Consider the following 25,514-nt stretch of genomic DNA (forward strand, 5'->3'; position numbering starts at 1 on the left):
TTTTCAATATGCGCGAGATCATAATTTTTCGCCTTTTTTCAATTTACCCAACAGAAAGTCCATATACGGCGTCGACTCCGGGAAGAGTTTTTTCTCATCTTCGAATTGCGCGACGACCTGCTCGGGCTTGCCCGCGATCGAGTACAGCATGCCCAGGTGGGCATGGAAACCCGGCGGCGCACGGTTGCCCTTCGCGGCGATCACTTGCAGGTCTTTTTCCATGGCAGCCATCTGCTGCTCCGGACTTTCGCCCTTCAGGTATTCGTACACTTGCGGCTGATAGCCTTCCCATTGGTACAGGGTCTTCGATTGCGTGGCGCAACCGGTCAGTGCGGCACAGGCGAGCAGTGCCAGCAGGGCAGCGCCCTTGTTCATCATTGTCTGTTTCATCGGATACCTTATTATTTGCGCATTGCGCCCGCTTCGACGCCAGCGACCAGGCGCTCTACCGCTTCGCGCATGGCCAGGTCGAGGACCTTGCCGTTGAGGGTGGCGTCATAGCTGGCAGTGCCGCCAAAGCCCAGTACTTCACGGTTCGACAAGCTGTATTCGCCGGCGCCGGCCGCCGAATACACGACTTCCGAGGTGGCGATGTTGACGACGTTCAACGTTACTTTGGCATACGCTACTTGCGTCTTGCCACGGCCCATGATGCCAAACAATTGCTTGTCGCCTACTTCCTTGCGGCCAAACTCGGTCACGTCGCCGGTCACGACGAAGTCAGCGCCCTTGATGTTCTGGCCCTGCTTCTTGAATTCGGCTTCTTGCTTGAGCTCGGCCATGTTATCGCGGTCGAGCACATTGAAACGATTCGACGTTTGCAGGTGCGCAATCAGGATCGTTTTTGACTGGCTGCCCAGGCGATCGACGCCATCGGAAAAGATGCCGCGCATAAAGTTCGAGCGGTTGTCGAATTTACCGACCGCGATCAGGGTTCGTGGCCCTACGTAAGGGCGATCTGCGCTGGCAACCGTAGGGACAGCCAGGGCTTGTGACGATTCGGAAGCGCAGCCAGCCAATGCCGAGCCGATCAGCGCTGCCATCAACAACGCGCCAGGTTTATTCTTGTTCATAGTGCCTTTATGGTGTGGAGGAACAGGAGCAACCTGCAAGTGAATTTCGGCAAGTTAATTTCCTATTTGCAATTATATGGGACTGCATGCATGACAATACTCTCCAAAAGTAACGATAGCGACGATTGCATTGTTGTCAGCCATGTTACAGCGCAGCAACGGCTTGACTTAGCGCCGCCGATTCATTAACTTAGCAGCCAATAGGTAGAAAATCACTACTGAATGAGTAGTCAATGCGTGGCAAAAAAGCATCAGCGTGCCATCAGCGCCGTAGTCACTGCCGCCACAGACCTTGCCCGCCGACCGGCCTACCCGGATGCCAACGCCACTGCACGCTTTCCTCTGGATGGGTCTCAGGCCATGCCGACACACGATCATTGCCCCTCCCATCCGCTGGCCACGGCGCTGGCGCTCTCGCTGGGCGCCGCAGTCGCCCTGGGCATGTCGCGCTTTTCCTATGGCTTGCTGCTGCCGTCCATGCGCGCCGACCTGGACTGGTCTTACCTGCTGGCCGGAGCCATGAACACCTTCAATGCACTCGGCTATTTTATCGGCGCCCTGGCTACGCCAGCGCTGATGCGCCGCCTGGGCGTGTGGCGCTTGCTGCTCACCGCTTGCGTGCTGGCCAGCATCTTCATGCTAATGTCGGGTCTGGTCAGCGATACGCCTACCCTGTTCCTGCAGCGCGTGTGCGCGGGCGTCGCCAGCGCCTTCATTTTTATCGCCGGTGGTGTGCTGGCGGCGCGCCTCGGTTCCATGCACAGCCAGCGGGCCGGCTTCTACATCGGCCTGTACTACGGCGGGACGGGTTTCGGCATCGCGCTGTCGGCCCTGTTGGTGCCGGCCGCGTTGACGTCGGCCCATGAGCACGGCGCCGCGCATGCCTGGCAATGGCCATGGCTGGCGTTGGGCATCGCCTGCCTGCTCGCCACCGCCATCATGGCCTTGCCGGCGAAAGCCATCGGCGAGTCGCCGCGCGCCCTCGACACGCCACGCCGCTTCGCCTGGCGCGATTTCGCCCCCAGCCTGGCCGGCTATTTCATGTTTGGCGTCGGCTACATCGGCTACATGACCTTCGTCATCGCCCTGCTCAATGAGCAAAGCATGCCGCCCACCTTGATCACCGTGTTCTACACCTTGCTGGGTTTGGCGGTAGTGGCATCGTCGCGTATTTGGGCGCGCATGCTCGACCGCTACAAGGGCGGCGAGTCGCTGGCAATATTGAATGGCGTGCTGGGCCTGGCCACCATAGTGCCCGCGTTGACCAGCTTTGTGCCCCTCGTATTCCTGTCCGGCTTGCTCTTTGGCGCCGTATTCCTGTCGGTGGTGGCCTCGACGACGGCCCTGGTGCGGCATAACCTGCCGCAGCAATCCTGGACGGCCGGCATCAGCGCCTACACGACGGTATTCGCGCTGGGCCAGATCATCGGCCCCATCGCGGTCGGCTGGGTCGCCGATGGCCCGGCCGGACTGGAGCGGGGCTTGATCGCCTCGTCCATCGCCCTCTTCATCGGCGCGGCGCTGGCCGCCCGGCAAAAAGCGCTGGCGCCGGCCATTTAGCACACTGCAAGATGGCCTGCCTTCGCAGCAAGAACACAATGCACACCGATGCACAAAAAATCCCGGCAACGATACATGCCGACACGCGGCAATTCATGCAGGGCCTGTCCGCCCGGGTGCGCGCAGGCGATGCGCAGCCACTGGGCGCCGTGCCCGCGCAAGGAGTGGCGCTCAACTTGCGTGACTGTCCAGGACGAAGTCGACGGCTGCTTGTGCATGTAGCCGGGTGCTGTCGAGCAGGGGCAGGTCGCTGTGCTCCTGCTGCAGCAGCAGGCTGATTTCTGTGCAGCCGAGGACGACGGCTTGTGCACCGCGCGCGGCCAGCGCATCAATTGCGCGCAGGAACACAGCACGTGAGCAAGCTCGCACAATACCGGCGCACAGTTCGGCATAAATGATGTCGTGCAAGGCAGTTTGCTGAGCGTCGGGAGGCAGCAGGACTTCCAGGCCATGCAGCGCCAAGCGGTCGCGCAGAAAGCGTTGCTGCATGGTAAACGAGGTGCCGAGCAAGCCCACCGTATGCAGTCCCAGTGCCTGTGCCGCAGTGCCCACGGGATCGGCGATGTGCAGGAAAGGCAATGGCGTGGCCGATGCAATGTCGTCGGCGAGCACATGCATTGTGTTGGTGCACAGCACGATGCCGTCGGCGCCTCCTGCCTGCAGACGTACGGCCGCATCGCGCAGGATGGCGCCGGCATCTTGCCAGCGACCTGCATGTTGCGCTTGCGCGACGGGGCCGAAATCGACGCTGTAGAGCAGCACGGGCGCAGAGCGTAGCGGCCCACAACGGGCGCGTACGCCCTGATTGATGATGCGATAATATTGAGCACTCGATTCCCAGCTCATACCGCCGATCAAGCCTATTGTTCGCATATACTTTCCTGTCTTAAGTGGTAGATGTAGTGCTGTGAGCCCGGCTAGTATCTCCATGACCAACATTTTGATCTATCAGGAAATTTCACATGGCACGGCCACTTATCGAGGACATTACAGGCGGCGCAATGCCTGTGGTAACGCGCGCTGCAAGCGGACTGTGCCTGCAGCTTTTGCCGGGCGTGCCTTACAGCGCGCGCGACCCCTCGCAGTCACAGAGCATGGGCGTGTCGCTGCAACGTCAGCGGGGCGTGCATGCGATAGGCTCCGACCGGCGCGTCGATTTCGATACATGGCCCGGCGTCCTCGCTTGCACGCCTGCCGGAATTGATATTTTTTCCGAATCTGAGCACGGTGGCGAATATCTGGTACTGCGCTGGCGTGACGCCGCGTTGAGCGACGTGCCGCAGGACGCTAGGCAGCAGAGGCGCGTAGAAATGGCCGGGCACCGGCAGGCTCTCGCTCTGGCGCTACGCCTGCGGCGGCTAATGCTGGCGACCCAGGCCGATCCACTGGCTTTGGAACACGCAGCCTTGGCATTGCTGTCGCTGCGGCAGGTATATCAAGAGGCACCCCGACGCGTGGCGCGGGCTAACATGGCGCGGGTGCTGGAGCGCATCGCTTGCCAATTTGACCAAGGACTGACCCTGCAACGGCTGGCTGCAGACGAAGGCTTGCCACTCCTGCGCTTCCTGCGCGACTTTACTCGGGCGACAGGCATGACACCGCATGCCTACATCGTAGAAACGCGCGTGCAGGCGGCGCGGAACATGCTACTGGAGGTGGACAGGCCTCTGGCAGACATCGCTTATGCCAGCGGTTTCGCTCATCAATCGCACATGGGCAGTGCCATGCGCGCCGCCCTGGGCTTGACGCCAGGCCAGTATCGCCAGTTGCTGGTGACTTAAATCGTGGGTGGCAGACAAAGCGAAAAGGCCGGTCGACCGAATGAGAACACCTGCTAGACCGGCCAGATGCATAAGCAACAAACGGTCGGCATCGATGTCGGACAGTATCGACAGGCAAGCATGGCGGCAGCGCTGACAACACAAAAGCCTGCCGCCATGCCAATTCATGAAACATTCAGGCTAGAGCCATGCGTAGGCCCGACCCAAGCTTGGCCCCATGACTGATAGCGGGCGCGTTGCGGTGCGCGACACAGTGCGCTGACACCCGAGCATTACCGGGAAAGCATGTTTTGGTGGACGTGCGCTATTGGCGCCGACTAGAGCATTTGAAACGGGTAATGTCAGCACTTCTGAGTGCGGCATGCTTGCTGCTTCTGCCATGCGTGCGCTGGCGCCACATACGAAAGCTTGATGCTTTCATTTCCGTGCGCATCAGTTCGATCACCGCTTGCTGGTTCAAGCCAAATTGCATCTCGATGGCATCGAAGGTAGTGCGGTCCTCCCACGCCATTTCAACAATACGATCAATTTCTTGGTCGCTTAAAACACGCTTTTGCATAATTCTCCTTTTTCGTCCAAGCACCATAGATAGGACCTTTTGATGACACAAGCGCGTCATCGCTTTGACCGGCGTCCACCGGCGTCCGTAGGCTAACTGCAATGGCGCTGGCACCAGCATCATCAAAGTGGACCCCAGTGTCAAGGCAGGAATGAATTTAGTTTAGGCTGTGCTTGAATCATCGCGCCGCCGCCGATACCCGTACGGTACACATTGCTTGGCGTGTCGTTGCCCAGCGCCTGGTGGAACCGTTCCTCGTTGTAAAGCATCATGTGCGCCGCCAAGCCCATAAAGTTTCTTAAGTAATGCACCGATCGCTTGAAATGGCACATCGCTACCTTGGTCGAACTGCGATCCCGCTATCTGATACTGGTAAAGCTCGAGGGGAAGGACACCGTACAGGCCAATTACACAGGCACAAAAAAATCCGACCACGTCATGTGTCGGCTTTAATGTAAGTACTTGATTTTGTTACGAATTCTTGGTGGGAAGTGCAAGTTTCGAACTTGCGACCCCTGCAGTGTGAATGCAGTGCTCTACCCCTGAGCTAACCTCCCGAAGCGAGGCGAATTATCGCATAGGTGTTGCGGCATCTGCAAGGGCTGGCAACAGGAAATTTAGTATGCGAGGCTTTTTTCTCAGCTTGCCAATGGTGGCGCCAGGACGGCGGTCCAGATGCATTGGCCTTTGGCGGCCTTGTCCAGGCCGGCGATGGTCGCTTCATGGGCGGCGAGTTCGTCGGCAGTGGCGCTCTGGAAGATGACTTCGGCGAGTGGCACGATTTCCAGTACGGTACCATCGGCAGCGACTTCCACTTCTTCCATGCTCAGGCTGTTTTGCCCGCGCGTCATGGCCAGGTAGACGTCGGCCAGCAATTCCGAGTCGAGCAGCGCGCCATGCAGTTTGCGGTGGGCGTTCGAGACGCCGTAGCGGTCGCACAGGGCATCGAGCGAGTTGCGCTTGCCTGGATGCATTTCCTTGGCCTGCACCAGGGTATCGATGACGCCATGCACCTGCTCATGCACGGGCGGCAGGTTCAGGCGCTTGAATTCCGCGTTGAGGAAGCCGATATCGAACGGGGCGTTGTGAATAATCAATTCGGCGCCGGCGATATACGCGCGCAATTGTTCCGCGATCTGCGCGAATTTTGGCTTATCGCTGAGAAATTCCGTCGTCAATCCGTGGACGGCGAGCGCGCCCTCTTCCGAATCACGCTCGGGATTGATGTAATGGTGAAAATTGTTCCCCGTCAACATACGGTTGTTCAGCTCAACCGCACCGATTTCCAGGATGCGGTCACCTGTGCGCGGATTGAGGCCGGTGGTTTCAGTATCGAGAACAATTTGACGCATGGCAGATTCAGTCGTAAAAGCAAAAAGCGAAGGGCACAGTATAGCAAAGCTGCGCCCTTCGCTTACAACTAGTTAGGCCCGGACGCCCGTCAAAAACGTCGTCAGCGGCAGCGATTTGCGGCCAAGAAGCGCAACCGTGCTCACTCTAGCGTCGCTGCGCTGGTGAGCAGCGCCGGCCGGCAATGCGCGAGGCAGGAAGCGCAGCCGGCTGAGCTTGCGGGCGCTTATGCGCGCACGGTTTCCACGCCCAGGTTGGCCAGTGCATCGGCCCGCTCGTTGCCAGGATGACCATTGTGGCCACGCACCCAGCGCCATTCCACTTCATGAACGGCCTGGGCCGTATCGAGGGCCTGCCACAGGTCGACGTTCTTGACGGGAGCCTTGGCCGCCGTTTTCCAGCCACGCGCCTTCCAGCCGTGTATCCATTCACTGATACCCTTCTGGACATATTGGCTATCGGTATAAATCACCACTTGGCAGGGACGTTTGAGCGCCGTCAAGGCTTCGATCACGGCCTGCAATTCCATGCGGTTATTCGTCGTGTTCAGTTCCCCGCCATAAATTTCTTTCTTGGCACCGTCGGCCACCATCAGTGCGCCCCAGCCGCCTGTGCCGGGATTTCCCTTGCATGCGCCATCGGCGTAAATTTCTACCTTGTCTTCAAACTTAGCCATCTTGCTGTTCCCGCCTTTTATTCGTGACCGGTGCGCCTGCGGGCGCCGTCGCCGGTTTCTTGGTCCACGCCGGACCGATCAAACGCATCCCTTTGACACGCTTGATCGCCTGCACTATATACACTGCACCCAGATATGGCCACCAACGCGTACCCGCCTTGTCCATGAAGGCGTTGCGGCGCAGCCATTTTTCTGTCCTGCAGGCAGGTACGTAGCAGCCAAAATAGCTTTGACTGACGCCCATGTTGAGCAATTTTAACCAGTCTTTCATGCGCGCCATAGAGATCAGCTCGCCCGCCTGCGGCAGGTAATGGCGTCCCGTGAACCTCGCCAAGCCCTGCCGCACGCCCCACAGGCTGGCCGGATTGAAGCCGCAAACGATCACGCGCCCCTCCGGTATCAGCACGCGCTCGACCTCGCGCAAGACCTGGTGTGGCTCGGCGGCAAATTCGAGTACGTGCGGCAAGATCACCAGGTCCAGACTTTGCGATTCAAACGGCAGTTCATCGAAGGCCGATACCAAGGTCAGGCGCCGCTCCTGCGGCGAGCGTGACGGCAGGCGCGAATCGAGCAGCCATTTGTTCGGCATGCGGCTGGCGGCCAGCGCGTCGAGCTGGGGCAAGCCGATCTGCACCGCGTTGTAACCGAAGATGTCGACGCTCAGGCTGTCGAGGCATTGCTGCTCCCAGGCGCGCACATACAGGCCGGCCGGCGTCTGCAGCCAGCCATCAAGCGCTATAATGGATTTTTCGGATGCCGCACTGTCCATTCAGTTTTCTCTCTTGCTCATGACACACTCCCCTGAACACGCTTTATCGGTACTTGCCGTGCCTGCCTTTGCCGACAACTACCTTTGGCTGATCCACGACGGCCGCCATGCCGCCGTGGTCGACCCTGGCGATGCGATGGCCATCCTCGATGTGCTGCAAGCCCATCGGTTGACCTTGTCCGCTATTTTACTCACACACCACCACGCCGACCACACCGGTGGCGTACCTGAATTGTTGCAGCATTTCGCCGTGCCCGTCTTTGGCCCGCGCCATGAGGCTATCACAGCCATCACACAGCCGCTTGCCGAAGGCGATGTCGCCTATGTGGCCGCACTGGGATTGCAGATGACGGTCATCGACGTACCCGGCCATACCAAGGGACATATCGCTTACGTGCGCCAGCGCGACGAGCGCAACGGCTCGCCGTGGTTGTTTTCCGGCGATACCCTGTTTGCCGGTGGCTGCGGCCGCCTGTTCGAAGGCACGCCGGGTCAAATGGCAGACTCGCTGGGCAAACTGGCCGCCCTGCCCGACGACACCGAGGTATTTTGCGCGCATGAGTACACCTTGTCCAATCTGCGCTTCGCTAACGCCGTCGAGCCGGGCAACCTGGCCTTGCAGGAACGCATCGCTATCGACACGGAAAAGCGCCAGCAAGGCTTATCGACCGTGCCGTCGACGATTGCGATGGAAAAAGCCACGAATCCCTTCCTGCGCTACCGCGAGCCGGCGATTTTGACCAGCCTGAAGGTAGAAGGCAAGCTGGCCACCGACGCCTCCCCCGTGGAAGCGTTTGCGGCGCTGCGCATGTGGAAAAACAACTTTTAAGCTTCTGTTTCTAAAAAGAAAAATCCCGGCGATGCCATCAGGCATCGTCGGGATTTTTTTATCGATTTACTTGATCAGGATCAGATTTCTTCGTACAGGGGCAAAGTCAGGAATTCGGCGAACGATTCCGACGTCGACATTTCCTCGAAAATCTGGCCGGCACGCACATAAGTCGGGCCGTCGCCGCCGGGCGCATCGCGCTGTACCTTGGCCAGCTCTTCAGGAATCATGGCGCGCACCATCTCGGCCGTCACCTTGCGGCCATCTTCCAGCACACCCTTGCTCGATCGAATCCACTGCCACACTTGCGAGCGGCTGATCTCGGCCGTGGCCGCATCTTCCATCAGGTTGTGGATAGGCACGCAACCGTTGCCGGCCAGCCAGCTGCCCAGGTAGTGGATGCCCACGTTGATGTTGTAGCGCAAACCTGCTTCCGTGATGGGCGCTTCGGGCTGGAAGTTCAGCAAATCCGACGCCTGGACGTCGATGTCGGGACGCTGCTTGTCGATCTGGTTCGGCTTGTCACCGAGCACTTTCGTGAACTCGCCCATGGCCAGTTCCACCAGACCCGGATGGGCAACCCAGCCGCCGTCGTAGCCGTCGGTGGCGTCGCGCGCCTTGTCGTTGCGCACGCCGCCCATGGCGATGTCATTTTTTTCCGGATCGTTCTTGATCGGGATCAAGGCCGCCATGCCACCGATCGCTGGTGCGCCGCGTTTGTGGCAAGTTTTCAGCAGCAGCAAGGCATAAGCGCGCATGAAGGGCGCCGTCATCGTCACTTTTGCGCGGTCGGCCAGGCAGAAATCCTTGTCGAGCTTGAATTTCTTGATGCAAGAGAAGATGTAATCCCAGCGGCCCGCGTTCAGGCCCGAGCTGTGTTCTTTCAGTTCGTACAGGATTTCATCCATTTCGAAGGCTGCCAGGATGGTTTCGATCAGCACGGTTGCCTTGATCGTGCCTTGTGGCAAGCCCAGTTCGTTTTGCGTCATGACGAAGATGTCGTTCCACAGGCGCGCTTCCAGGTGCGATTCCATCTTCGGCAGATAAAAGTAGGGACCGGCGCCGCGTGCCAGTTGCTCCTTGGCGTTGTGGAACATGAACAGGGCAAAGTCGAAAATGCCGCCGGAAATGCGCTTGCCGTCGACCAGCACATGCTTTTCATCGAGGTGCCAGCCGCGCGGGCGCACCACGAGGGTGGCGATCTTGTCATTCAACTTGTATGACTTGCCATTTTGCTCCAGCGAAATGGTCTTGCGCACGGCGTCGAACATATTGATCTGGCCCGTCAACTGGTTATCCCAGTTCGGCGTGTTCGAATCCTCGAAGTCCGTCATATAGCTGTCGGCGCCGGAATTAAATGCGTTGATGACCATCTTGCGCTCGACGGGGCCGGTAATTTCCACGCGGCGGCATTCGAGCGCCTGTGGAATCGGCGCAATCTTCCAGTCACCGTCGCGAATATGCGCGGTTTCTGGCAGGAAATCAGGACGTTCACCCGCGTCGAGACGCTTGGCGCGCTCCACGCGCAGGGCCAGCAATTGCTGGCGGCGCGGCTCGAATTGACGCGTCAGCTTGGCCACCAGCGCCAGCGCTGCCGGGGTCAGTATCTGTTCGTAGCCGGGTTTGATTTCACCCGATATGTGCATGCCCTCTGGAAGTGCGATGGTGTTCTGCATCATGAAGTTCTCCGGTTTTTAATCAATATAAGAAAAAGTAATCTGGCGATCCAAGTATAAGCGGAACGATTGCGCTGGCAAGCCGGACAAAGGTGCGAAAACACTCTGCCGGGCGGCACGTTTGTTCTATAGTATTGCACTATAAGGCATGGAAACGAGATTAAAAATCACTTCATCTATGCGTTTTTATCACAAGTGATGGCATAGCAGGAGCACGGCATGGGACAGTTCAGACAAATATCAACGTTCGTGGAAGTGGTGGCCAAGGGCAGCCTGTCGGCAGCCGCGCGCGCAGAAGGCATCGCCCCGGCCATGATAGGTCGGCGCCTCGATGCGCTGGAGCAGCGCCTGGGCGTGAAACTGCTGCAGCGCACGACGCGCAAACTGGCCTTGACGAATGAAGGCGCTGCCTTCCTCGAAGATTGCCAGCGCATACTCGGTGAGCTGGAAGAGGCGGAGGCGGCCGTGGCCGAGCGCAGCGTGAAGGCCAGCGGCCATTTGCTTATTTCCGCGCCGGCCGGCTTCGGGCGCCAGCACGTGGCGCCGTTGATTCCCTCGTTTGTGGCCGAGCACCGTGACGTGACGGTGTCGCTGAACCTGAACGACCGCCTGGTCGACCTGATCGGCGAAGGCATCGACGTGGCCATCCGCATCGCCAGCCTGTCCGATTCCTCGCTCGTCAGCACCAAGTTGGCCGATAACCAACGCGTGCTGGTCGGCTCGCCCGCCTACCTGAAACGGGCCGGCACGCCGCGCATCCCGGCCGATCTGGCCAAACACAACTGCCTGGCGATCAGCAGCGAAGGCAGCCAGCGGGGCTGGACCTTCCGCGAAAACGGCAAGAATGTGATTTTGAAGGTGGCGGGCAATATGGTCTGCAACGATGGCGAAGTGCTGCACGACTGGGCCCTGGCCGGCAAGGGCCTGGCTTGGCGGTCGATGTGGGAAGTGGGCGCGGAAATCGCCTCCGGCCAGTTGGTGACGGTGCTGGACCAGTTTGCCGCCCCGGGAAACGATATTTACGCCGTGTTCGCCCAGCGCCGCCATTTGCCGCTGCGCATCCGGGCCTTCGTGGATTTTTTAAGGCATTCGTATTCGCAAGCCGATTACTGGCGCGAACGCACTAACTGAGGACACCGGAGGGGCCAAGCACAGCGGCTGACTCAGCGGAGGTCGGCTTAGACGGTGACGCAAAGTACGTCGAAAAGAACGCGTGGCCCTTAAAACACAGGTGAAATCCATGCCTCACAGAAATTTAGGCGAAAAAAAATCCTCGGAGACCGAGGATTTCTTTATTTCGTTTGATCCAGCGTATTAGATTGGCTGAATGTTCGAAGCTTGCTTGCCTTTAGGGCCAGCGGTCACTTCAAAAGAAACGCGTTGGTTCTCTTGCAGGGACTTGAAGCCGTTCGACTGGATAGCCGAGAAGTGAGCGAACAGATCTTCGCCGCCTTCGTCAGGGGTAATAAAGCCGAAACCCTTCGAATCATTGAACCATTTTACGATGCCAGTTGCCATTACAATTTCCTATTTCAGTTAAGTTGGGCTTGCGCCCGTTATATCGTTTGAAGCAAGAAAGAAATGACAGACAAACTGCACAACTACCTCGAATCCAACGATGCCCAATTATACCAACAAAACTGAGGAAAACCATTCTTTCGCAAAATAAACTTGCGAACACTACTTTAATAGTCAAATCCCCGTCTTGCTGCACCCTGTACCAGCGGTCTGGAGACACTATATCCTAATCTGCAACGTCGATGCCTTGCGTTGCATCAAATGAATCATTGCAACCACATCTTTATGGCGCTGTCATTCACGCACTGAAATGCGTCGCGCCCGCATCGAGCGCCGCCCAATGCAGCAGTGTCTCTACTTGACCCCGCACGGCCGGCCATTCTGCCACTGCCTGCGCGGGGGCATTGAGCATGGCACGCACCTGTTGCTCGATACGCCGGCACTCCTGGCCCAGCACGGCAAAGCCGAAGGTCGCGGCCGAGCCGGCCACCGTGTGCAGCGCGCCATGCAGCGCCGTCAATGGCTCCAGACGTGGGCCTTCGCTATCGCAGCGGCCGCTTGCCTGCTTGATCGCCTGCATCAGTGCAGGCACGCGGGTCGCATATTTTTCATTCAGGGCGCGCATGCGCGCGCGAAAATCCGGGTCGATCAAGGTTGCCATCGCCATACTCGCCTGAAAGGCTTACTTGGTACCGAAGATGCGGTCGCCGGCGTCGCCCAGGCCCGGCACGATGTAAGCATGGTCATCCAGGTGCGAATCGAGCGAGGCGCAGAACATCTTGACGTTCGGATGCGCGTTCTGGAACACCGTCACGCCTTCCGGTGCGGCCACCAGCGCCAGGAAGATGATCTGCTCGTCCGTCACGCCCCGCTTCTTCAGCACATCGACGGCGTAGACGGCCGAATTGCCGGTCGCCACCATCGGGTCGCACAGGATGAAGGTGCGCTCGTTCAAATCAGGCAGGCGCACCAAGTATTCCACCGGCATATGGGTGGCCGGGTCGCGGTACACGCCGATGTGGCCGACGCGGGCCGATGGCACCAGGTTCAGCAAGCCGTCGCTCATGCCGATGCCGGCGCGCAAGATAGGGACGATGGCCAGTTTCTTGCCTGCAATGACAGGCGCGTCGATCGTGACCAACGGGGTCTTGATTTCACGCGTGGTCAGCGGCAGGTCGCGCGTGATTTCATAACCCATCAGCAGCGTGATTTCCTTGAGCAATTCGCGAAACGTGCGCGTCGACGTGTCGTGCTCGCGCATGTGGCTCAGCTTGTGCTGGATCAAAGGGTGATCGGTAATGAACAAATTCGGGAAGCGTGGATCTTGTTTCATATTGTTTTTCTTTCTCTACTCTCTGACGCTGCGGCAAGCCTGGGCCACAGGCGTACTGTGTGTCGATAAAATGATGGATGGGTGCATTATCCCAGCCCATAGCCCGCCTGTGGCCGGAATTTTTGAATTAATCAGATTTATTGAGCTCAACACTCGCGCAGTGCGCGCGCCAGGATGGCCGCACAATCGGCGCCCGCCGGCAAGCGGCCATACGCCCCGCCCGGCGCCTGCACCAGTCGCGACTGCAGGAACACCTGCGAGATAAAGGGCGGCGCGTGGCGCAGCAGCAATCCCGCCTGCACGGCCAGCACGATGCGCTCGGATAATCGCCTGGCGCCAAATTCATCCATCTGCGCCCCTTCCAGGTCGGCCAGCAAGCGCCTGCGGTACTCAGTGAAGGCAGCGTCGGCGTCGCCGGCCAGCGCCAGCTCGCCCGCCAGGGCGTCGCGCGCGGCCGGCGACTTGCCGAAGGCGCGCAAGACGTCCAGGCACATGACGTTGCCCGAACCTTCCCAGATCGCGTTCACGGGCAGCTCGCGATACAAGCGCGCCAGCGGCGCATCTTCCACATAACCGGTGCCGCCCAGCACCTCCATCGCCTCAAAGCCGAAAGCGGGACCGCGCTTGCATATCCAGTACTTGCCAGCCGGCGTGAGCACGCGTGCCAGCATCGCTTGCTGTGGATCGTCTTTTTCATCGAAACAACGAGCCAGGCGCAGCGCAAAGGCCGTGGCCGCTTCCGATTCCAGCGCCAGGTCGGCCAGCACGTTTTGCATCAAGGGCTGCTCGACTAGCGGCTTGCCGAACACGGCCCGCTGGCGCGCGTGATGCAATGCCTGGCTCAAGGCGGCGCGCATGATGCCCGTGCTGCCCAATATGCAGTCGAGGCGCGTGTGGCTGGCCATGTCCAGGATGGTGGCAATGCCCCGCCCCGGCTGCCCTAGCAGCCAGCCGTAGGCATTGGCGAACTCGACTTCCGCCGAGGCATTCGAGCGGTTACCCAGCTTATCCTTCAAGCGCTGCACGCGGATGGCATTACGGCTGCCATCGGGCAGGTAGCGGGGCAGGAAAAAGCACGACAAGCCGCCCTCCAGCGCCTGTGCCAGGATTAAATGGGCGTCGCATTGTGGCGCCGAGAAAAACCATTTGTGGCCGACGATGCGCCAGGCACCGCTGGCCTCGTCGCCGAACAGGGCTTGCGCCTCGGCCGGCGGCACCGGCACGGCGCGCGTGGTGTTGCTGCGCACGTCCGAGCCGCCCTGCTTTTCCGTCATGCCCATGCCGACCAGGGCGCCGCGTTTGTGCTCCACGGGCAGGGAGCGAGGATCATATTGGCGCGACAGGATCTTCGGCAGCCAGCGCGCGGCGATATGCGGCAGATCAAGCGCCTGGCGCAAGGCCGGCACCGAGGCGTAGGTCATCGTTACGGGACACTGCGTGCCGTTTTCCACCTGCCCTATTAATATGTAGGCCGCCGCGCGCGCCACCTGGGCGCCAGGGCCAGGCGAAGTCCACGGTGACGCGTGCGCACCGGCTCCCACAAGGATGGCCATCAGCGCATGCCAGGCCGGATGAAATTGCACTTCGTCGTTGCGGCGCCCGGCCCGATCGAATTGCTGCAGCTCGGGCACATGGATATTGGCCAGGCGCGCCAGCGCATACGTCTCGGCGCAGCCCAGCTTCGCGCCCAACGCATCGAGCTCCTGCAGCGCCGCGCCACCGCCCTCGTGCCGCAGCGCCTCGATCAAGGCGGGATCGCAGGCGAACAGATTGACGTTTTCAAACGGCGTGGCCTGGTTGAAAACTTCATGCGTGTCAAAGGCATTCATGGAGGCCTTGCGTGATTTGTTATCATGGCGCCCTTGCTATCCTTGGCGCAGCGTCAACACCTTCAACTACCAGACTAGCGCAAAGCGCATGGCAAGGCAAGCGCGCGCCAGGAAGCAAGCGCAGCAGCATATTTCCCCAGGAAAAGAAAAAATCTGCGCGTATCGCGCACGATGATTTTTTTTCATGGAAGGCAAGAATATTTGCAAAACCTGAAGCAATGTTGCTCTATTTCATGTAACCAAATGTTTTTCAATGATACATTTCGTGTAGATCGCGTTCCGATAGTTACTCTCGGCCGAAGATGGCGCGCGTAGCGCACGATGCACTCTTTCGTTGGCGCCCCTGCACTGCTGGGGCGCTGGCAGTGACAACAGATAAAAGATAACAAAAAGGTAAAATCCAGCACGATGTTTTCCAGCACCCCATCCGCCGCCCACCGCGAGGCACGCCACGAGTTGGACAACCTCATGGAAGAGGCCGGCGACCTCGTGTTCCGGCTCGATACGGACGGCCTGATCCTGTTCGCCAGCAAGCGCGCGCACACCCTGTTCAGCGCGCCATCGGGCCTGTGCGGCCATTTGCTGCTGCCGCTGGCCGCCGAAGCATCGCGCGCCGCGCTGCAGGCCGCACTGCAAGATTGCCTGGAAGAACCGGGGCGCCTGGAAGTGCGCCTGCAAACGCCGGACCAGGAAATCTGGTTCGAGCTGCGCCTGTCTTCTTATATGAATGCAGACGGCATCGCCGAATTGCTGGTGGTCGGGCGCGACACATCGGCCCAGCACAACACGGAGGAACGCCTGCGCCACATGGCTACGCACGATGCGCTGACGGGACTGCCGAACCGCCTGCTGCTGTCGGACCGCATCCGCATGGTCATCGCCCAGGCGGCGCGTTCCCGGCAGAGCTTTTACGTGGCCACCATCGGCCTCGATGGGTTTAAAAAAGTCAACGATGGCCTCGGCCATCCCGTCGGCGACGCCGTGCTGCGCCTGGCCGCCATGCGCCTGCGCAAGACGCTGCGCGACAGCGACACGCTGGCGCGCGTGGGTGGCGATGAATTCGTTGCCGTACTGCCCGGCAGCGCCACCGATGCGCAGATCAAGCTGGTGACGGGGCGCCTGCTGGCAACCCTGCAAGCGCCTTTCGAAGTCGATGGTCACACCATCTACGTGGGGGCATCCGTGGGCGTCTCGATCTATCCACTGCACGCCGACGATGAAGTGCGCCTGGTGGCACTGGCTGATGCGGCCATGTCGCGCGCCAAGGAGACGGGAAAGGCCCGCTGCCTGGTCTACAGCCCGCGCCTGAACGGTCCGTCGGAACATGACATCTCGCTGGAAGCGGCCATGTTCAACGCCGTGCGAGAAGGCGAGTTTTTGCTCTTTTATCAGCCCATCGTCGACGCGCACACGCGGCAAATCCAAGGTTTCGAAACACTGATGCGCTGGAAGCACCCTACCCTGGGCCTGGTACCGCCGGTGCGCTTCATCCCGATTGCCGAAGCCAATGGCCTGATCAACCTGCTGGGCGCCTGGGCGCTGAAGTCGGCCTGCGTGCAGCTCAAGCAGTTCCAGGACGTGGCCAAGCGGCCGCTCTACATCTCGGTCAACATCAGCCCGCGCCAGTTCCGCAATGACAAATTCCTCGACGTGCTCGATGACGCCATCGCCTTTTCAGGCCTCTCGGGCGAACACCTGGTGCTGGAAATCACGGAAGGCACGCTGATGACCGACCCCGTGCATGCGGAAACCATCCTCGTCAAGATGACGGAGCGCCGCGCGCGCATCGCCATCGACGATTTCGGCACCGGCTATTCCTCGCTCGCATATTTAAAGCGCTTCCCCATTTCCGTACTGAAGATCGACCGTACCTTCATCAAGGACTTGCCCGGATCGAGCAAGGATGCGGCCATCTGCAACACCATTCTCGACCTGGCCAAGCATTTGACTTTGTCCGTGGTGGCCGAAGGCGTGGAAACGGAGGAGCAGATGCACTTCATGGCGTCGCGCGGCTGCCAGTATGTGCAAGGCTATTTGACAGGCAAACCGATGCCGGCCCATGCTGCGCTATCAGCCTTGAGCGAAAGAACCTATGCGACGCTGGTGTCCACGCCGCATGCCCATGAACAGCGCGGAGGGGGGCAATGAATCCATGTCATTTCTCGGTGCCGACACAGCTCGGCAAAAACACCCTGGACCTGCTGTGGGCGCGCACGCGCCAACAGGGCGACATGCCCGGCTTCGCGAAAGCCATCAGCGCCATCCTCGGCGCCATGCGCGGCGAGGATGACCATGAATTCGACATCACGCAAACGGTGTTGTCCGATCCTGTCCTCACGAACAAGGTGCTGCGACTGGCCAATAGCGGCATGTATTCAGCTTTCGGCCAGCGAGTCAACACGATCTCAAAGGCCGTGCTGGTGCTGGGCATCGATGCCATCGGCCATCTGGCGCTGGGCTTGAAACTGATCGAGGAACTATCGCAGGCCTCACCCGACTCCGTCAGCGCCCACGTGGAAATGGAAAAGGCCGTGCTGGCCGGAATGGTGGCGCAGCAGGTAGCCACCAACGCCGGCAACGTGCAGGCGGAGCAAGCCGTCGTCTGCGCCATGCTGCACACTCTTGGCCGCATGATGGTGACGTTCTACATGACCGATTTCTGGACGCGCATGCAGGCGCATGCGGGTGCCGGCAATGAGGCGGCGGCGCGCGAAATTCTCGGTATATCGCTGCCGGAAGTGGGCTATGCCACGGCTGCCCACTGGGGCTTGCCGCAGCACCTGATCAACGGCATGCACCCGATGGAGCCGTCGCTCGACAACGCCCCCCTCAACGGCACGGACTGGATGGCGGGCCTGTCGACCATGGCAGCGCGCTGCGCCGACTCGCTGTGGCATGACGATGCGGCCGGCGCGGCACGGGTGCATTCCCTGATCGACGACTATGCCGATACGCTGGGCATGACCTCGACGGACCTGGCGGTGGCCGTGGACAAGGCCAAGACAATGGCTGCGGCCGACCTGTCGATCGCGCCCTTGTCGAAACCGGCCGAACGGCGCGCGCGCCAGCTGGCCTCGACGCGCATGCGCGCCGAGGGCAATCGCATCCTGATCGGCGGCCTGGCCGACTTGCGCAGCGCCATCGGCAGCGCCAACCCGGGCCAGATGGTCTCGATGGCGCTAGAAACGCTACACCAGGGCTTTGATTTTTCGCGCTCGGTGGCTTTCGTGCGCAACCACCGCGATCATTTGTACTCGGCGCGCATCAGCATGGGCGAAGGCATGGCCGATCTGCAAGACCTGATGGTGTTTGGCGACGCCTATGAGCCGAACGTGTTCCACGCGGCCCTCAATAGCGACCGCGTGATTTTCATCGACAATGCGCGCGACCCGAAATTTGCCGCCAAGCTGCCGCAATGGTGGAAAGCCACGCTGTCGGAGGCGCGCAGCTTTATCGTACTGCCTCTGTCGGCCAACGGCCACCCCACAGGCTTCTTGTACGGCGACTGGGACGACAGCTTCCCGCCGATCCAGCTGAACCAGACGGAATTTAGCCTGATCAACGAGATACGGGCGTTATTGGTGCAGTCGGTGGAGATGCGCCACCAGCTGGAGCTGGTGGCAAATAAGGTTGCATGAGAACACCTGACCAAACCTACTGCGCGTCGGTATAGGCGGCCTGCGATGCTCACCGTACCTTCGTACGGTTGCGCTTCTCAGCCACCTCTCCCTTCCGCTCGCTACGGTTTTGTCAGGTGTCGCAAGCGTCGTTGTTAAACGAGAAGACGACCATCATGGGTCGTAGGTCGGATTAGGGCCGCAGGCCCGTAATCCGACGACCTTCAGCTTACTTCAACTTCGGCGTCTTCACCGAGACATCACCGCACTGCGCGCGGTGCATCAGGGCATGGTCGATCAGTACCAGCGCCAACATGGCTTCGGCGATCGGCGTGGCGCGGATGCCCACGCAAGGATCGTGGCGGCCGAACGTTTCCACCATCACGGCATTGCCCTCTTTATCGATCGAACGGCGCGGCGTGCGGATCGACGACGTCGGCTTGATGGCGATCGAGACACTGATATCCTGCCCCGTCGAGATGCCACCGAGTACGCCACCGGCGTTATTGCCGATAAAACCTTGCGATGTCAGTTCGTCGCCGTGCTCGGAGCCCTTCTGCGCGACCGAGTCGAAACCGGCGCCGATTTCCACGCCCTTGACGGCATTGATGCCCATCATGGCATAGGCGATGTCGGCATCGAGCTTATCGTAGATGGGCTGGCCCAGGCCGACCGGCACGTTTTGCGCCATCACATCAATACGCGCGCCGATGGAATCGCCATCACGGCGCAATTGGTCCATGGCCGCTTCCATGCGCCCGATCAGGTCGGCATCGCCGCTGGCGGCAAAGAAGGGGTTCGCATGCACGTGTTCCCAAGACTGGAACGGCACGGCAATGTCGCCCAGTTGGCTCATGCAGCCCTTGAAGGTGGTGCCGTACTGCTGCAGCAGCCATTTCTTGGCGATCGCCGCCGCCCCCACGACGGGCGCCGTCAGGCGCGCCGAGGAACGCCCGCCGCCGCGCGGGTCGCGCACGCCGTATTTATGCCAATACGTGTAGTCGGCGTGGCCGGGGCGGAAGCTTTCCGCGATATTGCCGTAGTCCTTGCTGCGCTGGTCTTCATTGCGGATCAGCAGCGCAATCGGCGTACCCGTGGTCACGCCTTGATACACACCAGAGAGAATTTCCACAGTGTCCGATTCCTGGCGCTGCGTCACGTGGCGCGAGGTGCCCGGCTTGCGGCGGTCCAGCTCGGGCTGGATATCGGCTTCCGACAGGACCAATCCCGGAGGACAGCCGTCGATCACGCAGCCGATAGCCGGGCCATGCGATTCGCCGAAAGTGGTAACAGTAAACAGTTTGCCAAAAGAATTGCCGGACATAATAGGAAGTGTGAAAGACTGTAAAACCCAATTCTACCAGCCTGCGGGGCAGGCCATGCCGCCAATGCAGCCGCAAAGCGCGATATTGCGCCGTGCGCATCGCCATTTTCATATCTCGGGGAGTTTTTGATAGAAAAAACATCAAATAGGCGTTGCAAGAGTGCAATGCAAGAAAAATTGCACTCAACAGCAGACTTAAAAAAGCATTTTGCTTATTAAATAGCTATATACTTAGGTGTTAGCGCGCCCACAATATCCGATGCCAAGCCGGGACTGTGCTGCGCCGAGAGCATGTCACAAAATGCCCAGGGCCAGGCGTCGTTGCCGAAGACAGTACGCATGTACGGCAAGGCAGCCCAACAACGCCATGGGCTTTTTTGACGCGCTCGTAAAAAATATCGAGTCATCTTGGAGAAGCTATACATGCCCGCACCGATCATCCCCCTTGACGCCAACAAGGACGATCACGACGACCTGGTATTCCTCAATGAGCCACCAGCGGCGCCGCTGGCCGTCGCTCCGCGCAGCGTGTGGCGAGTGATGATCATCGACGACGATGAAGACGTCCACTCCACCACCACTTTCGCCCTGGGCAATCTGGAAATGCAGCACCGCCCGCTCGAATTCATACACGCGTATTCGGCCGGCCAGGCGCGCGAACTGCTCGAGCATGAATGCGATATTGCCGTCATTCTGCTCGACGTGGTAATGGAACAGGACGATGCGGGCCTGCATCTGGTGCGCTACATCCGCGAAACCTTGAAGATGACGGATGTACGCATCATCCTGCGCACGGGCCAGCCCGGCTATGCGCCGGAAATTGACGCCATCCGCGATTTCGACATCAACGACTACAAGACCAAGTCCGAGCTGACGCGCATCAAGCTGTTTACCACGGTAACGGCAGCCATCCGCTCCTACGAGCAGATACGTTCGATCAGCAACAGCCGGCGCGGCCTGAGCCGCATCGTCCACGCCAGCACTGAGCTGATGGCGCTGCACGGCGTGCAAAACTTCTCGGCTGGCGTGCTGGCGCAGATCGCCGACCTGCTGGGTATCGACGCCGATGGCGTGCTGTGTTTGCATGATTTGCATGATTTGCAAGACGACAGCACCAGGGAGCTGCTCGTGTCGGCCTGCACGGGCAGCTTTGCGAGCCTGCCGCACAGCGCCCTGTGCCGCCTGCAAAACCCGCGCGTGACGGCAGCCATCGAGCACTCACTGACACAGCGGCGCAATGTCTACGCGCACGACTATGCCAGCCTGTACTTCGCAGGCAAGACCAGCCGCGACGCCGCCGCTTACCTGGTCCTGCCACGCCCCCTCACCGCCATCGATGAAAGCTTGCTGGAAGTGTTTTGCAGCAATGTCGCCGTGGGCCTGGACAATGTCGAGCTGGTATCGCATCTGCACAATGCCGCCTTCTACGACCAATTGTCGAAGCTGCCCAACCGCACGCGCCTGGTGGAAATTCTTGAGGCCACCATGGCCAGCCCCGCGCGCGGCGACGCCACCGTGGCGCTGGTCGACCTCGACCACTTTGCCGAGACCAACGACGCGCTGGGTCACCAGTTCGGCGACACCTTGCTAGTCGCCGTGGCGGGCCGCCTGCAAACCCAGCTGGGGCTGCATCTGACGGTGGCGCGCCTGGGCGGCGACATCTTTTGCGTGCTGGGCGACTCGTCGCAAGTCAATCCGGCCAATATCCTGGCACTGTTCCAGGCTCCCTTCTATATCGATGGCCAGGGCGGGCAGCTGTCGGCCACCTTGGGCCTGGTCCGGCTGGGCGAACATGTGGGCACCAGCGCCGATGCGCTCAAGGATGCCGATATCGCCCTGAAACGGGCCAAGAGCCAGCAGCGTGCCGGGCACTTCTATTTCTCGCGCAGCATGGGCATCGAAATCCGCGAGAGAGTACGCATGATGCATGCGCTGCGCACGGCCTTCAGCCAGAACGAGCTGTTTGTCGTCTACCAGCCGCAGATCGACCTGACCACGCGCCGCCCCGTGGGCGCCGAAGCGCTGCTGCGCTGGCAGACACCGGATGGCAAGTTCATCTCGCCCGACCGTTTCATCCCGATTGCCGAATACTCGGGCATCATCATCGACCTCGGTGAATGGGTGCTGCGCACGGCTTGCCGCGAACTGGTGTTGCTGCGCGAGCAAGGCCACCGCAACTTCGTCATGTCCGTCAACGTGTCGCAAGTGCAGTTCCGCCACCCGCTGTTTTTGGAAATGCTGCGCGCCGCGCTGAACGATACGCAGGCGCCCCCCGAGTTCATCGAACTGGAAATCACGGAATCGATGGCCATGGAAGAGCCGGACCTGCTGATCAAGATGTTATGGCAGATCAAACAGACGGGCGTGAGCATCGCCATCGATGACTTCGGCACCGGCTTTTCCTCGCTATCGTACCTGCAGCGCCTGAAAATCGACCGCCTGAAGATCGACCGCGCGTTTGTGACAGAAATCACGGGCTCGGCGCGCGGCAGCAGCATCGCCGAAATGGTCATCCAATTGGGGCGCAACCTGGGCCTGGGCGTGATCGCCGAAGGCGTGGAAGATGAACGGCAAGCACAAATTTTGCAGGCCTTGGGCTGTCCCATGGCGCAGGGCTTTTTGTTTGCCCGCCCGATGACGGCCAGGGCCCTGGAAGCCTGGCTGAACAACGAGGCGCTGCAGGGAGCGGCCTAGTGCCATGAGCTCGGAAATGCACAACGCCGGCGGCGTTGTTTTTACTGCACTCAAATCGTCTTTAGCACTTAACAACCCGTCGCAAGCGGAAAAACTTGTGACCAAGAAGCGCAGCAACCTTTATCAGGTGTGCTTAATCGGTCGTTTCGGCCGGCCAATCGCGAATATATGCCTTGAGCATCTGGTTTTCAAAACTTTGCGCTTCAAGCACGGCGCGCGCCACGTCGTAGAAGGAGATGACGCCCAGCAAGGTCTTGGCATTCATGACGGGTAGATAGCGCGCATGTTTTTCCAGCATGATGCGGCGCACTTCATTGACTTCCGTGTCGGGCGTGACGGTGATCGGATGGTCATCCATGTGCTTGCGTACGGTGCCGCCGCCGATCTGGCCCGCGTTTTCATGCAAGGCGTTCAACACTTCGCGGAAGGTCAGCATGCCGACCAGATCACCAAACTCCATGACCACCAGCGAACCGATGTCTTTTTCAGCCATGGTATTGGCCGCGTCTAGCAGGGGCTGGTCAGGCGTGACCGTGTAGAGAATATTGCCCTTGACTTGGAGAATTTCAGATACTTTCATATTGGCCGTCCTGTCCGCGTGATTGGTATTTTGATTATGCTAGCCCTGAGTGCGACTGTAGCCTATGCCTGCGGAAAAATCCAGCCTTGCGCGCAAACAAATCGAAGGCGATTGCGCGCAACTTTTCCTCATGCCCTACGGCGTAACCAGCCGGCGATCGAAAGACGTTGGCGCGCCGTCGGCAATACCTCGTGCAGCATCTCACCCGACAAGAACATGGCCATGCGTCCCGCGACCGGGGCGATATCGACGTGGCCGCCATCCTGCGGGTGCAGGCGCAATGCGCCGCCGTGTTCGGGTAGCCAGTCGTCGTTCAGATACAGTACAACCGACACGGTGCGCTTGTCGTCGTCGCGAAAACGGTCCAAATGGGCCCGGTAAAAGGCGCCCGGCGCATAGACGGCGAAATGGCTTTCATACTCTTCGAGCCCCAGGAACAGCTCGCCATTGAGACTTTGGCGCAGCGCTTCCATGTGCTTCAGATAGCTATCGCAAGCCGTCGAACGGCCCGCTTCCAGCCATGCGATATGGTCGCCGCGTATGTCCGGCTGCAATAGCGGCGCATGACCGCTGCCCAGGCCTGCGCTTTTCATCTTGCCGCTGAGCATGGATTGCTCGCATTCGACGGCCAGTTGGCGACTAAGTTCAGCGGGGATGAATTGCTCCTGCACGTACCAGCCTGCGCGACACAAGCCGTCGGCGATAGATGGTCCGGGCACGGCAAGGGCGCCGTCGAACGAGATTGCGGGCATAAATTCTTTCCTGGTGGACATACATGAGAGTGCGCCTGAAGCCCAGGATTTCGTTCGCTTGCAACTGCTTGCCCGCGGTGCGGCGCACGCGCAAAGGTCGAACAGCCCGAATATCACTGACCCGGCATCGTACCACCGCCACGCGCAGCCGTTCACTTTTTTTCAACTTCAAGTACGCTGCGCGACGCGCCAGCACGGCACCATGCGCCCTGCACGCGCGCCCTTTTACTCAGCTGCAAATCAGGTTACGATCTTGCCACTATAAAACTTGGCGGAGACACCATGAGCGGCCCGAAATACCCCGGTTTCGACACTTTAACCCTGCATGCGGGCGCGGCGCCCGACCCGGCCACGGGCGCACGCGCCACGCCCATCCATTTCACGTCCGCGTTTGCCTTCAAGAGCTCGGAGCACGCGGCCTCGCTGTTCAACATGGAACGGGCCGGCCACGTATACTCGCGCCTGTCGAATCCCACCAACGCCGTGCTCGAGGAGCGCATCGCCGCGTTGGAGGATGGCGTGGCCGGCATCGCCACGGCCAGCGGCCAGGCCGCCATGCACCTGAGCTTGAGCACCATCGCCGGTGCGGGGTCGCACATCGTCGCCTCGCGCGCCCTCTACGGCGGCTCGCACAACCTGCTGGCCTACACCCTGAAACGCTTCGGCATCGAGACGACCTTTGTCGACCCGCGCGACGTCGATGCCTGGCGCGCCGCCATCCGTCCAAATACGAAAGTGCTGTTTGGCGAAACTCTGGGCAATCCCGGCCTCGAGGTGCTCGATATCGCGACCGTTGCCGCCCTGGCGCACGAACACCAGTTGCCGCTGATGCTAGATTCGACGTTGACCACGCCCTACCTGCTGCGTCCCTTCGAGCATGGCGCCGACCTGGTATTGCACTCGGCCACCAAGTTTTTGTGCGGCCACGGCACGGCCATCGGCGGCTTGCTGGTCGATGGCGGCACCTTCGATTGGCAAGCGGCGTACGACAAGACGGGCCGCTTTGCCGAGCTGTGCGAACCATATGACGGTTTTCATGGCATGGTCTTCGCCGAAGAATCCACGGTGGCGCCGTTCGCCCTGCGCGCGCGGCGCGAGGGCTTGCGCGATTTCGGCGCCGTCATGAGCCCGCACAATGCCTTCGCCATCTTGCAGGGCATTGAAACGCTGGGCCTGCGCATGGACCGCCACGTGGCCAACACACGCAAGGTGATCGACTTCCTGCTGGCCAATCCGGCAGTGGAATCCGTATCCTATCCCGAACTGCCGTCCCACCCCGACTACGCACTGGCGAAAAGCCTGCTGCCAAAAGGCGCGGGCGGTGTCTTCACCTTCCGCCTGCGCGGCGACCGCGCGGCCGGCCAGCGCTTTGTCGACAGCCTGAAGATCTTCTCGCACCTGGCCAACGTGGGCGACGCCAAGTCGCTCGTCATCCACCCCGCCTCCACCACGCATTTCCGCGTACCCGACGATCAACTGGCGCAGGCGGGCATCACGCAGGGCACCATGCGCCTGTCTGTGGGCCTGGAAGACGCGGACGATTTGATCGAAGACCTGGCCCGCGGCCTGAAACTGTCGCAGAAAGGTGCCTGAG

The 25,514-nt window shown here is 60.3% G+C and carries 25 protein-coding genes and 1 tRNA gene; 9 read left to right on the plus strand and 17 right to left on the minus strand.

The genetic code is table 11. The features are described 5' to 3' along the window. Positions 1-18 precede the first annotated feature (18 nt). Both H4V96_RS12070 and H4V96_RS12075 read right to left on the minus strand, forming a co-directional pair. Complete coding sequence (locus H4V96_RS12070) at positions 19-390, minus strand: DUF4810 domain-containing protein (protein WP_196855096.1); 372 nt, start codon at positions 388-390, stop codon at positions 19-21. Positions 391-401: 11 nt separating this feature from the next. Then, positions 402-1,073, minus strand: coding sequence for a CsgG/HfaB family protein (locus H4V96_RS12075; RefSeq protein ID WP_196855095.1), 672 nt, complete (start codon positions 1,071-1,073; stop codon positions 402-404). Between the two features lie 360 nt (positions 1,074-1,433). Between H4V96_RS12075 and H4V96_RS12080 the strand changes: the two genes are divergently transcribed. Further along, on the plus strand, positions 1,434-2,633 hold the full coding sequence (locus H4V96_RS12080) for a YbfB/YjiJ family MFS transporter (RefSeq protein WP_010398726.1): 1,200 nt from the start codon (positions 1,434-1,436) through the stop codon (positions 2,631-2,633). Between the two features lie 171 nt (positions 2,634-2,804). On the opposite strand, the gene H4V96_RS12085 is transcribed toward H4V96_RS12080, so the two are convergent. Continuing rightward, positions 2,805-3,506, minus strand: a complete 702-nt coding sequence (locus tag H4V96_RS12085; protein ID WP_029496458.1) for an aspartate/glutamate racemase family protein — start codon at positions 3,504-3,506, stop codon at positions 2,805-2,807. A gap of 221 nt (positions 3,507-3,727) precedes the next feature. On the opposite strand from H4V96_RS12085, the gene H4V96_RS12090 reads away from it, so the two are divergent. Next, positions 3,728-4,414, plus strand: a complete 687-nt coding sequence (locus tag H4V96_RS12090) for an AraC family transcriptional regulator (RefSeq protein WP_280720963.1) — start codon at positions 3,728-3,730, stop codon at positions 4,412-4,414. 304 nt (positions 4,415-4,718) lie between these two features. Here the strand turns inward: H4V96_RS12090 and H4V96_RS12095 are convergent, their stop codons facing one another. The 6 genes from H4V96_RS12095 to H4V96_RS12120 form a co-directional block, all read right to left on the minus strand. After that, a complete protein-coding gene (locus H4V96_RS12095; RefSeq protein ID WP_280720964.1) occupies positions 4,719-5,096 on the minus strand; it encodes a TIGR03643 family protein in 378 nt (125 codons plus the stop codon). Positions 5,097-5,113: 17 nt separating this feature from the next. Then, positions 5,114-5,245, minus strand: a complete 132-nt coding sequence (locus H4V96_RS12100; RefSeq protein WP_280721208.1) for a hypothetical protein — start codon at positions 5,243-5,245, stop codon at positions 5,114-5,116. 210 nt (positions 5,246-5,455) lie between these two features. Next, positions 5,456-5,530, minus strand: a tRNA-Val gene (locus H4V96_RS12105). 81 nt (positions 5,531-5,611) lie between these two features. After that, a complete protein-coding gene (dnaQ, locus tag H4V96_RS12110) occupies positions 5,612-6,325 on the minus strand; it encodes a DNA polymerase III subunit epsilon (RefSeq protein WP_196855093.1) in 714 nt (237 codons plus the stop codon). A gap of 224 nt (positions 6,326-6,549) precedes the next feature. Continuing rightward, positions 6,550-6,999, minus strand: coding sequence for a ribonuclease HI (gene rnhA / locus H4V96_RS12115; RefSeq protein WP_010398796.1), 450 nt, complete (start codon positions 6,997-6,999; stop codon positions 6,550-6,552). Next, positions 6,992-7,768: a class I SAM-dependent methyltransferase gene (locus H4V96_RS12120; protein ID WP_010398799.1), complete on the minus strand. Its 777-nt coding sequence runs from the start codon at positions 7,766-7,768 to the stop codon at positions 6,992-6,994. Before H4V96_RS12120 ends, rnhA begins: the two co-directional genes overlap by 8 nt. 19 nt (positions 7,769-7,787) lie before the next feature. Between H4V96_RS12120 and gloB the strand changes: the two genes are divergently transcribed. Then, a complete protein-coding gene (gene gloB / locus H4V96_RS12125) occupies positions 7,788-8,597 on the plus strand; it encodes a hydroxyacylglutathione hydrolase (protein ID WP_070347083.1) in 810 nt (269 codons plus the stop codon). Between the two features lie 80 nt (positions 8,598-8,677). Here the strand turns inward: gloB and aceB are convergent, their stop codons facing one another. Then, a complete protein-coding gene (gene aceB, locus H4V96_RS12130; RefSeq protein ID WP_196855092.1) occupies positions 8,678-10,276 on the minus strand; it encodes a malate synthase A in 1,599 nt (532 codons plus the stop codon). Between the two features lie 216 nt (positions 10,277-10,492). On the opposite strand from aceB, the gene H4V96_RS12135 reads away from it, so the two are divergent. After that, the gene (locus H4V96_RS12135; RefSeq protein ID WP_280720965.1) at positions 10,493-11,404 is read left to right on the plus strand and encodes a LysR family transcriptional regulator; all 912 of its coding nucleotides are present in this window, start codon (positions 10,493-10,495) and stop codon (positions 11,402-11,404) included. 183 nt (positions 11,405-11,587) lie between these two features. Here the strand turns inward: H4V96_RS12135 and H4V96_RS12140 are convergent, their stop codons facing one another. The 4 genes from H4V96_RS12140 to H4V96_RS12155 form a co-directional block, all read right to left on the minus strand. Next, positions 11,588-11,791: a cold-shock protein gene (locus H4V96_RS12140; protein ID WP_010398811.1), complete on the minus strand. Its 204-nt coding sequence runs from the start codon at positions 11,789-11,791 to the stop codon at positions 11,588-11,590. Positions 11,792-12,089: 298 nt separating this feature from the next. Next, positions 12,090-12,452 (minus strand): Hpt domain-containing protein, encoded by a 363-nt coding sequence (locus H4V96_RS12145; RefSeq protein WP_280720966.1) that lies wholly within the window; start codon positions 12,450-12,452, stop codon positions 12,090-12,092. Between the two features lie 21 nt (positions 12,453-12,473). Beyond that, the gene (upp, locus tag H4V96_RS12150; protein WP_010398816.1) at positions 12,474-13,124 is read right to left on the minus strand and encodes a uracil phosphoribosyltransferase; all 651 of its coding nucleotides are present in this window, start codon (positions 13,122-13,124) and stop codon (positions 12,474-12,476) included. A gap of 146 nt (positions 13,125-13,270) precedes the next feature. Then, positions 13,271-14,953, minus strand: coding sequence for an isovaleryl-CoA dehydrogenase (locus H4V96_RS12155; RefSeq protein ID WP_196855089.1), 1,683 nt, complete (start codon positions 14,951-14,953; stop codon positions 13,271-13,273). An 11-nt stretch (positions 14,954-14,964) separates the two neighbouring features. Here H4V96_RS12155 and H4V96_RS12160 point away from each other — a divergent pair, with 11 nt between their 5' ends. The 3 genes from H4V96_RS12160 (at position 14,965) to H4V96_RS12170 (ending at position 18,591) form a co-directional block, all read left to right on the plus strand. Further along, positions 14,965-15,192 (plus strand): hypothetical protein, encoded by a 228-nt coding sequence (locus H4V96_RS12160; protein WP_196855088.1) that lies wholly within the window; start codon positions 14,965-14,967, stop codon positions 15,190-15,192. A 169-nt stretch (positions 15,193-15,361) separates the two neighbouring features. Then, complete coding sequence (locus tag H4V96_RS12165; RefSeq protein WP_196856917.1) at positions 15,362-17,101, plus strand: EAL domain-containing protein; 1,740 nt, start codon at positions 15,362-15,364, stop codon at positions 17,099-17,101. After that, on the plus strand, positions 17,098-18,591 hold the full coding sequence (locus H4V96_RS12170; RefSeq protein ID WP_196856916.1) for an HDOD domain-containing protein: 1,494 nt from the start codon (positions 17,098-17,100) through the stop codon (positions 18,589-18,591). The genes H4V96_RS12165 and H4V96_RS12170 overlap by 4 nt, the downstream gene beginning before the upstream one ends. 208 nt (positions 18,592-18,799) lie before the next feature. On the opposite strand, the gene aroC is transcribed toward H4V96_RS12170, so the two are convergent. Continuing rightward, on the minus strand, positions 18,800-19,894 hold the full coding sequence (aroC, locus tag H4V96_RS12175) for a chorismate synthase (RefSeq protein WP_196856915.1): 1,095 nt from the start codon (positions 19,892-19,894) through the stop codon (positions 18,800-18,802). Between the two features lie 423 nt (positions 19,895-20,317). Here aroC and H4V96_RS12180 point away from each other — a divergent pair, with 423 nt between their 5' ends. Beyond that, positions 20,318-22,588 carry an EAL domain-containing protein gene (locus H4V96_RS12180; protein WP_196856914.1) on the plus strand — a complete coding sequence of 757 codons (2,271 nt, stop codon included), beginning with the start codon at positions 20,318-20,320 and terminating at the stop codon, positions 22,586-22,588. Between the two features lie 133 nt (positions 22,589-22,721). Here the strand turns inward: H4V96_RS12180 and H4V96_RS12185 are convergent, their stop codons facing one another. Together H4V96_RS12185 and H4V96_RS12190 are read right to left on the minus strand one after the other, a co-directional pair. Then, entirely contained in the window at positions 22,722-23,168 is a 447-nt protein-coding gene (locus tag H4V96_RS12185) for a CBS domain-containing protein (protein ID WP_010398828.1), read from the minus strand. A gap of 128 nt (positions 23,169-23,296) precedes the next feature. Then, positions 23,297-23,920: a 2OG-Fe(II) oxygenase gene (locus H4V96_RS12190; protein WP_070347089.1), complete on the minus strand. Its 624-nt coding sequence runs from the start codon at positions 23,918-23,920 to the stop codon at positions 23,297-23,299. A gap of 282 nt (positions 23,921-24,202) precedes the next feature. Between H4V96_RS12190 and H4V96_RS12195 the strand changes: the two genes are divergently transcribed. After that, entirely contained in the window at positions 24,203-25,513 is a 1,311-nt protein-coding gene (locus tag H4V96_RS12195; protein ID WP_196856913.1) for an O-acetylhomoserine aminocarboxypropyltransferase, read from the plus strand. The last annotated feature ends 1 nt before the right edge of the window (position 25,514 follow it).

It is taken from the genome of Janthinobacterium sp. CG_23.4 (assembly GCF_029892305.1).
GTDB classification, from domain to species: domain Bacteria; phylum Pseudomonadota; class Gammaproteobacteria; order Burkholderiales; family Burkholderiaceae_D; genus Janthinobacterium; species Janthinobacterium lividum_D.

Bases quoted from the DNA above. Each gene is read 5' to 3' on its own strand.
- H4V96_RS12070 (WP_196855096.1), bottom strand. From the start codon at position 390: ATGAAACAGACAATGATGAACAAGGGCGCTGCCCTGCTGGCACTGCTC.
- H4V96_RS12075 (WP_196855095.1), bottom strand. From the start codon at position 1,073: ATGAACAAGAATAAACCTGGCGCGTTGTTGATGGCAGCGCTGATCGGC.
- H4V96_RS12080 (WP_010398726.1), top strand. From the start codon at position 1,434: ATGCCGACACACGATCATTGCCCCTCCCATCCGCTGGCCACGGCGCTG.
- H4V96_RS12085 (WP_029496458.1), bottom strand. From the start codon at position 3,506: ATGCGAACAATAGGCTTGATCGGCGGTATGAGCTGGGAATCGAGTGCT.
- H4V96_RS12090 (WP_280720963.1), top strand. From the start codon at position 3,728: ATGGGCGTGTCGCTGCAACGTCAGCGGGGCGTGCATGCGATAGGCTCC.
- H4V96_RS12095 (WP_280720964.1), bottom strand. From the start codon at position 5,096: ATGATGCTGGTGCCAGCGCCATTGCAGTTAGCCTACGGACGCCGGTGG.
- H4V96_RS12100 (WP_280721208.1), bottom strand. From the start codon at position 5,245: ATGATGCTTTACAACGAGGAACGGTTCCACCAGGCGCTGGGCAACGAC.
- dnaQ (WP_196855093.1), bottom strand. From the start codon at position 6,325: ATGCGTCAAATTGTTCTCGATACTGAAACCACCGGCCTCAATCCGCGC.
- rnhA (WP_010398796.1), bottom strand. From the start codon at position 6,999: ATGGCTAAGTTTGAAGACAAGGTAGAAATTTACGCCGATGGCGCATGC.
- H4V96_RS12120 (WP_010398799.1), bottom strand. From the start codon at position 7,768: ATGGACAGTGCGGCATCCGAAAAATCCATTATAGCGCTTGATGGCTGG.
- gloB (WP_070347083.1), top strand. From the start codon at position 7,788: ATGACACACTCCCCTGAACACGCTTTATCGGTACTTGCCGTGCCTGCC.
- aceB (WP_196855092.1), bottom strand. From the start codon at position 10,276: ATGATGCAGAACACCATCGCACTTCCAGAGGGCATGCACATATCGGGT.
- H4V96_RS12135 (WP_280720965.1), top strand. From the start codon at position 10,493: ATGGGACAGTTCAGACAAATATCAACGTTCGTGGAAGTGGTGGCCAAG.
- H4V96_RS12140 (WP_010398811.1), bottom strand. From the start codon at position 11,791: ATGGCAACTGGCATCGTAAAATGGTTCAATGATTCGAAGGGTTTCGGC.
- H4V96_RS12145 (WP_280720966.1), bottom strand. From the start codon at position 12,452: ATGGCAACCTTGATCGACCCGGATTTTCGCGCGCGCATGCGCGCCCTG.
- upp (WP_010398816.1), bottom strand. From the start codon at position 13,124: ATGAAACAAGATCCACGCTTCCCGAATTTGTTCATTACCGATCACCCT.
- H4V96_RS12155 (WP_196855089.1), bottom strand. From the start codon at position 14,953: ATGAATGCCTTTGACACGCATGAAGTTTTCAACCAGGCCACGCCGTTT.
- H4V96_RS12165 (WP_196856917.1), top strand. From the start codon at position 15,362: ATGTTTTCCAGCACCCCATCCGCCGCCCACCGCGAGGCACGCCACGAG.
- H4V96_RS12170 (WP_196856916.1), top strand. From the start codon at position 17,098: ATGAATCCATGTCATTTCTCGGTGCCGACACAGCTCGGCAAAAACACC.
- aroC (WP_196856915.1), bottom strand. From the start codon at position 19,894: ATGTCCGGCAATTCTTTTGGCAAACTGTTTACTGTTACCACTTTCGGC.
- H4V96_RS12180 (WP_196856914.1), top strand. From the start codon at position 20,318: ATGCCCGCACCGATCATCCCCCTTGACGCCAACAAGGACGATCACGAC.
- H4V96_RS12185 (WP_010398828.1), bottom strand. From the start codon at position 23,168: ATGAAAGTATCTGAAATTCTCCAAGTCAAGGGCAATATTCTCTACACG.
- H4V96_RS12190 (WP_070347089.1), bottom strand. From the start codon at position 23,920: ATGCCCGCAATCTCGTTCGACGGCGCCCTTGCCGTGCCCGGACCATCT.
- H4V96_RS12195 (WP_196856913.1), top strand. From the start codon at position 24,203: ATGAGCGGCCCGAAATACCCCGGTTTCGACACTTTAACCCTGCATGCG.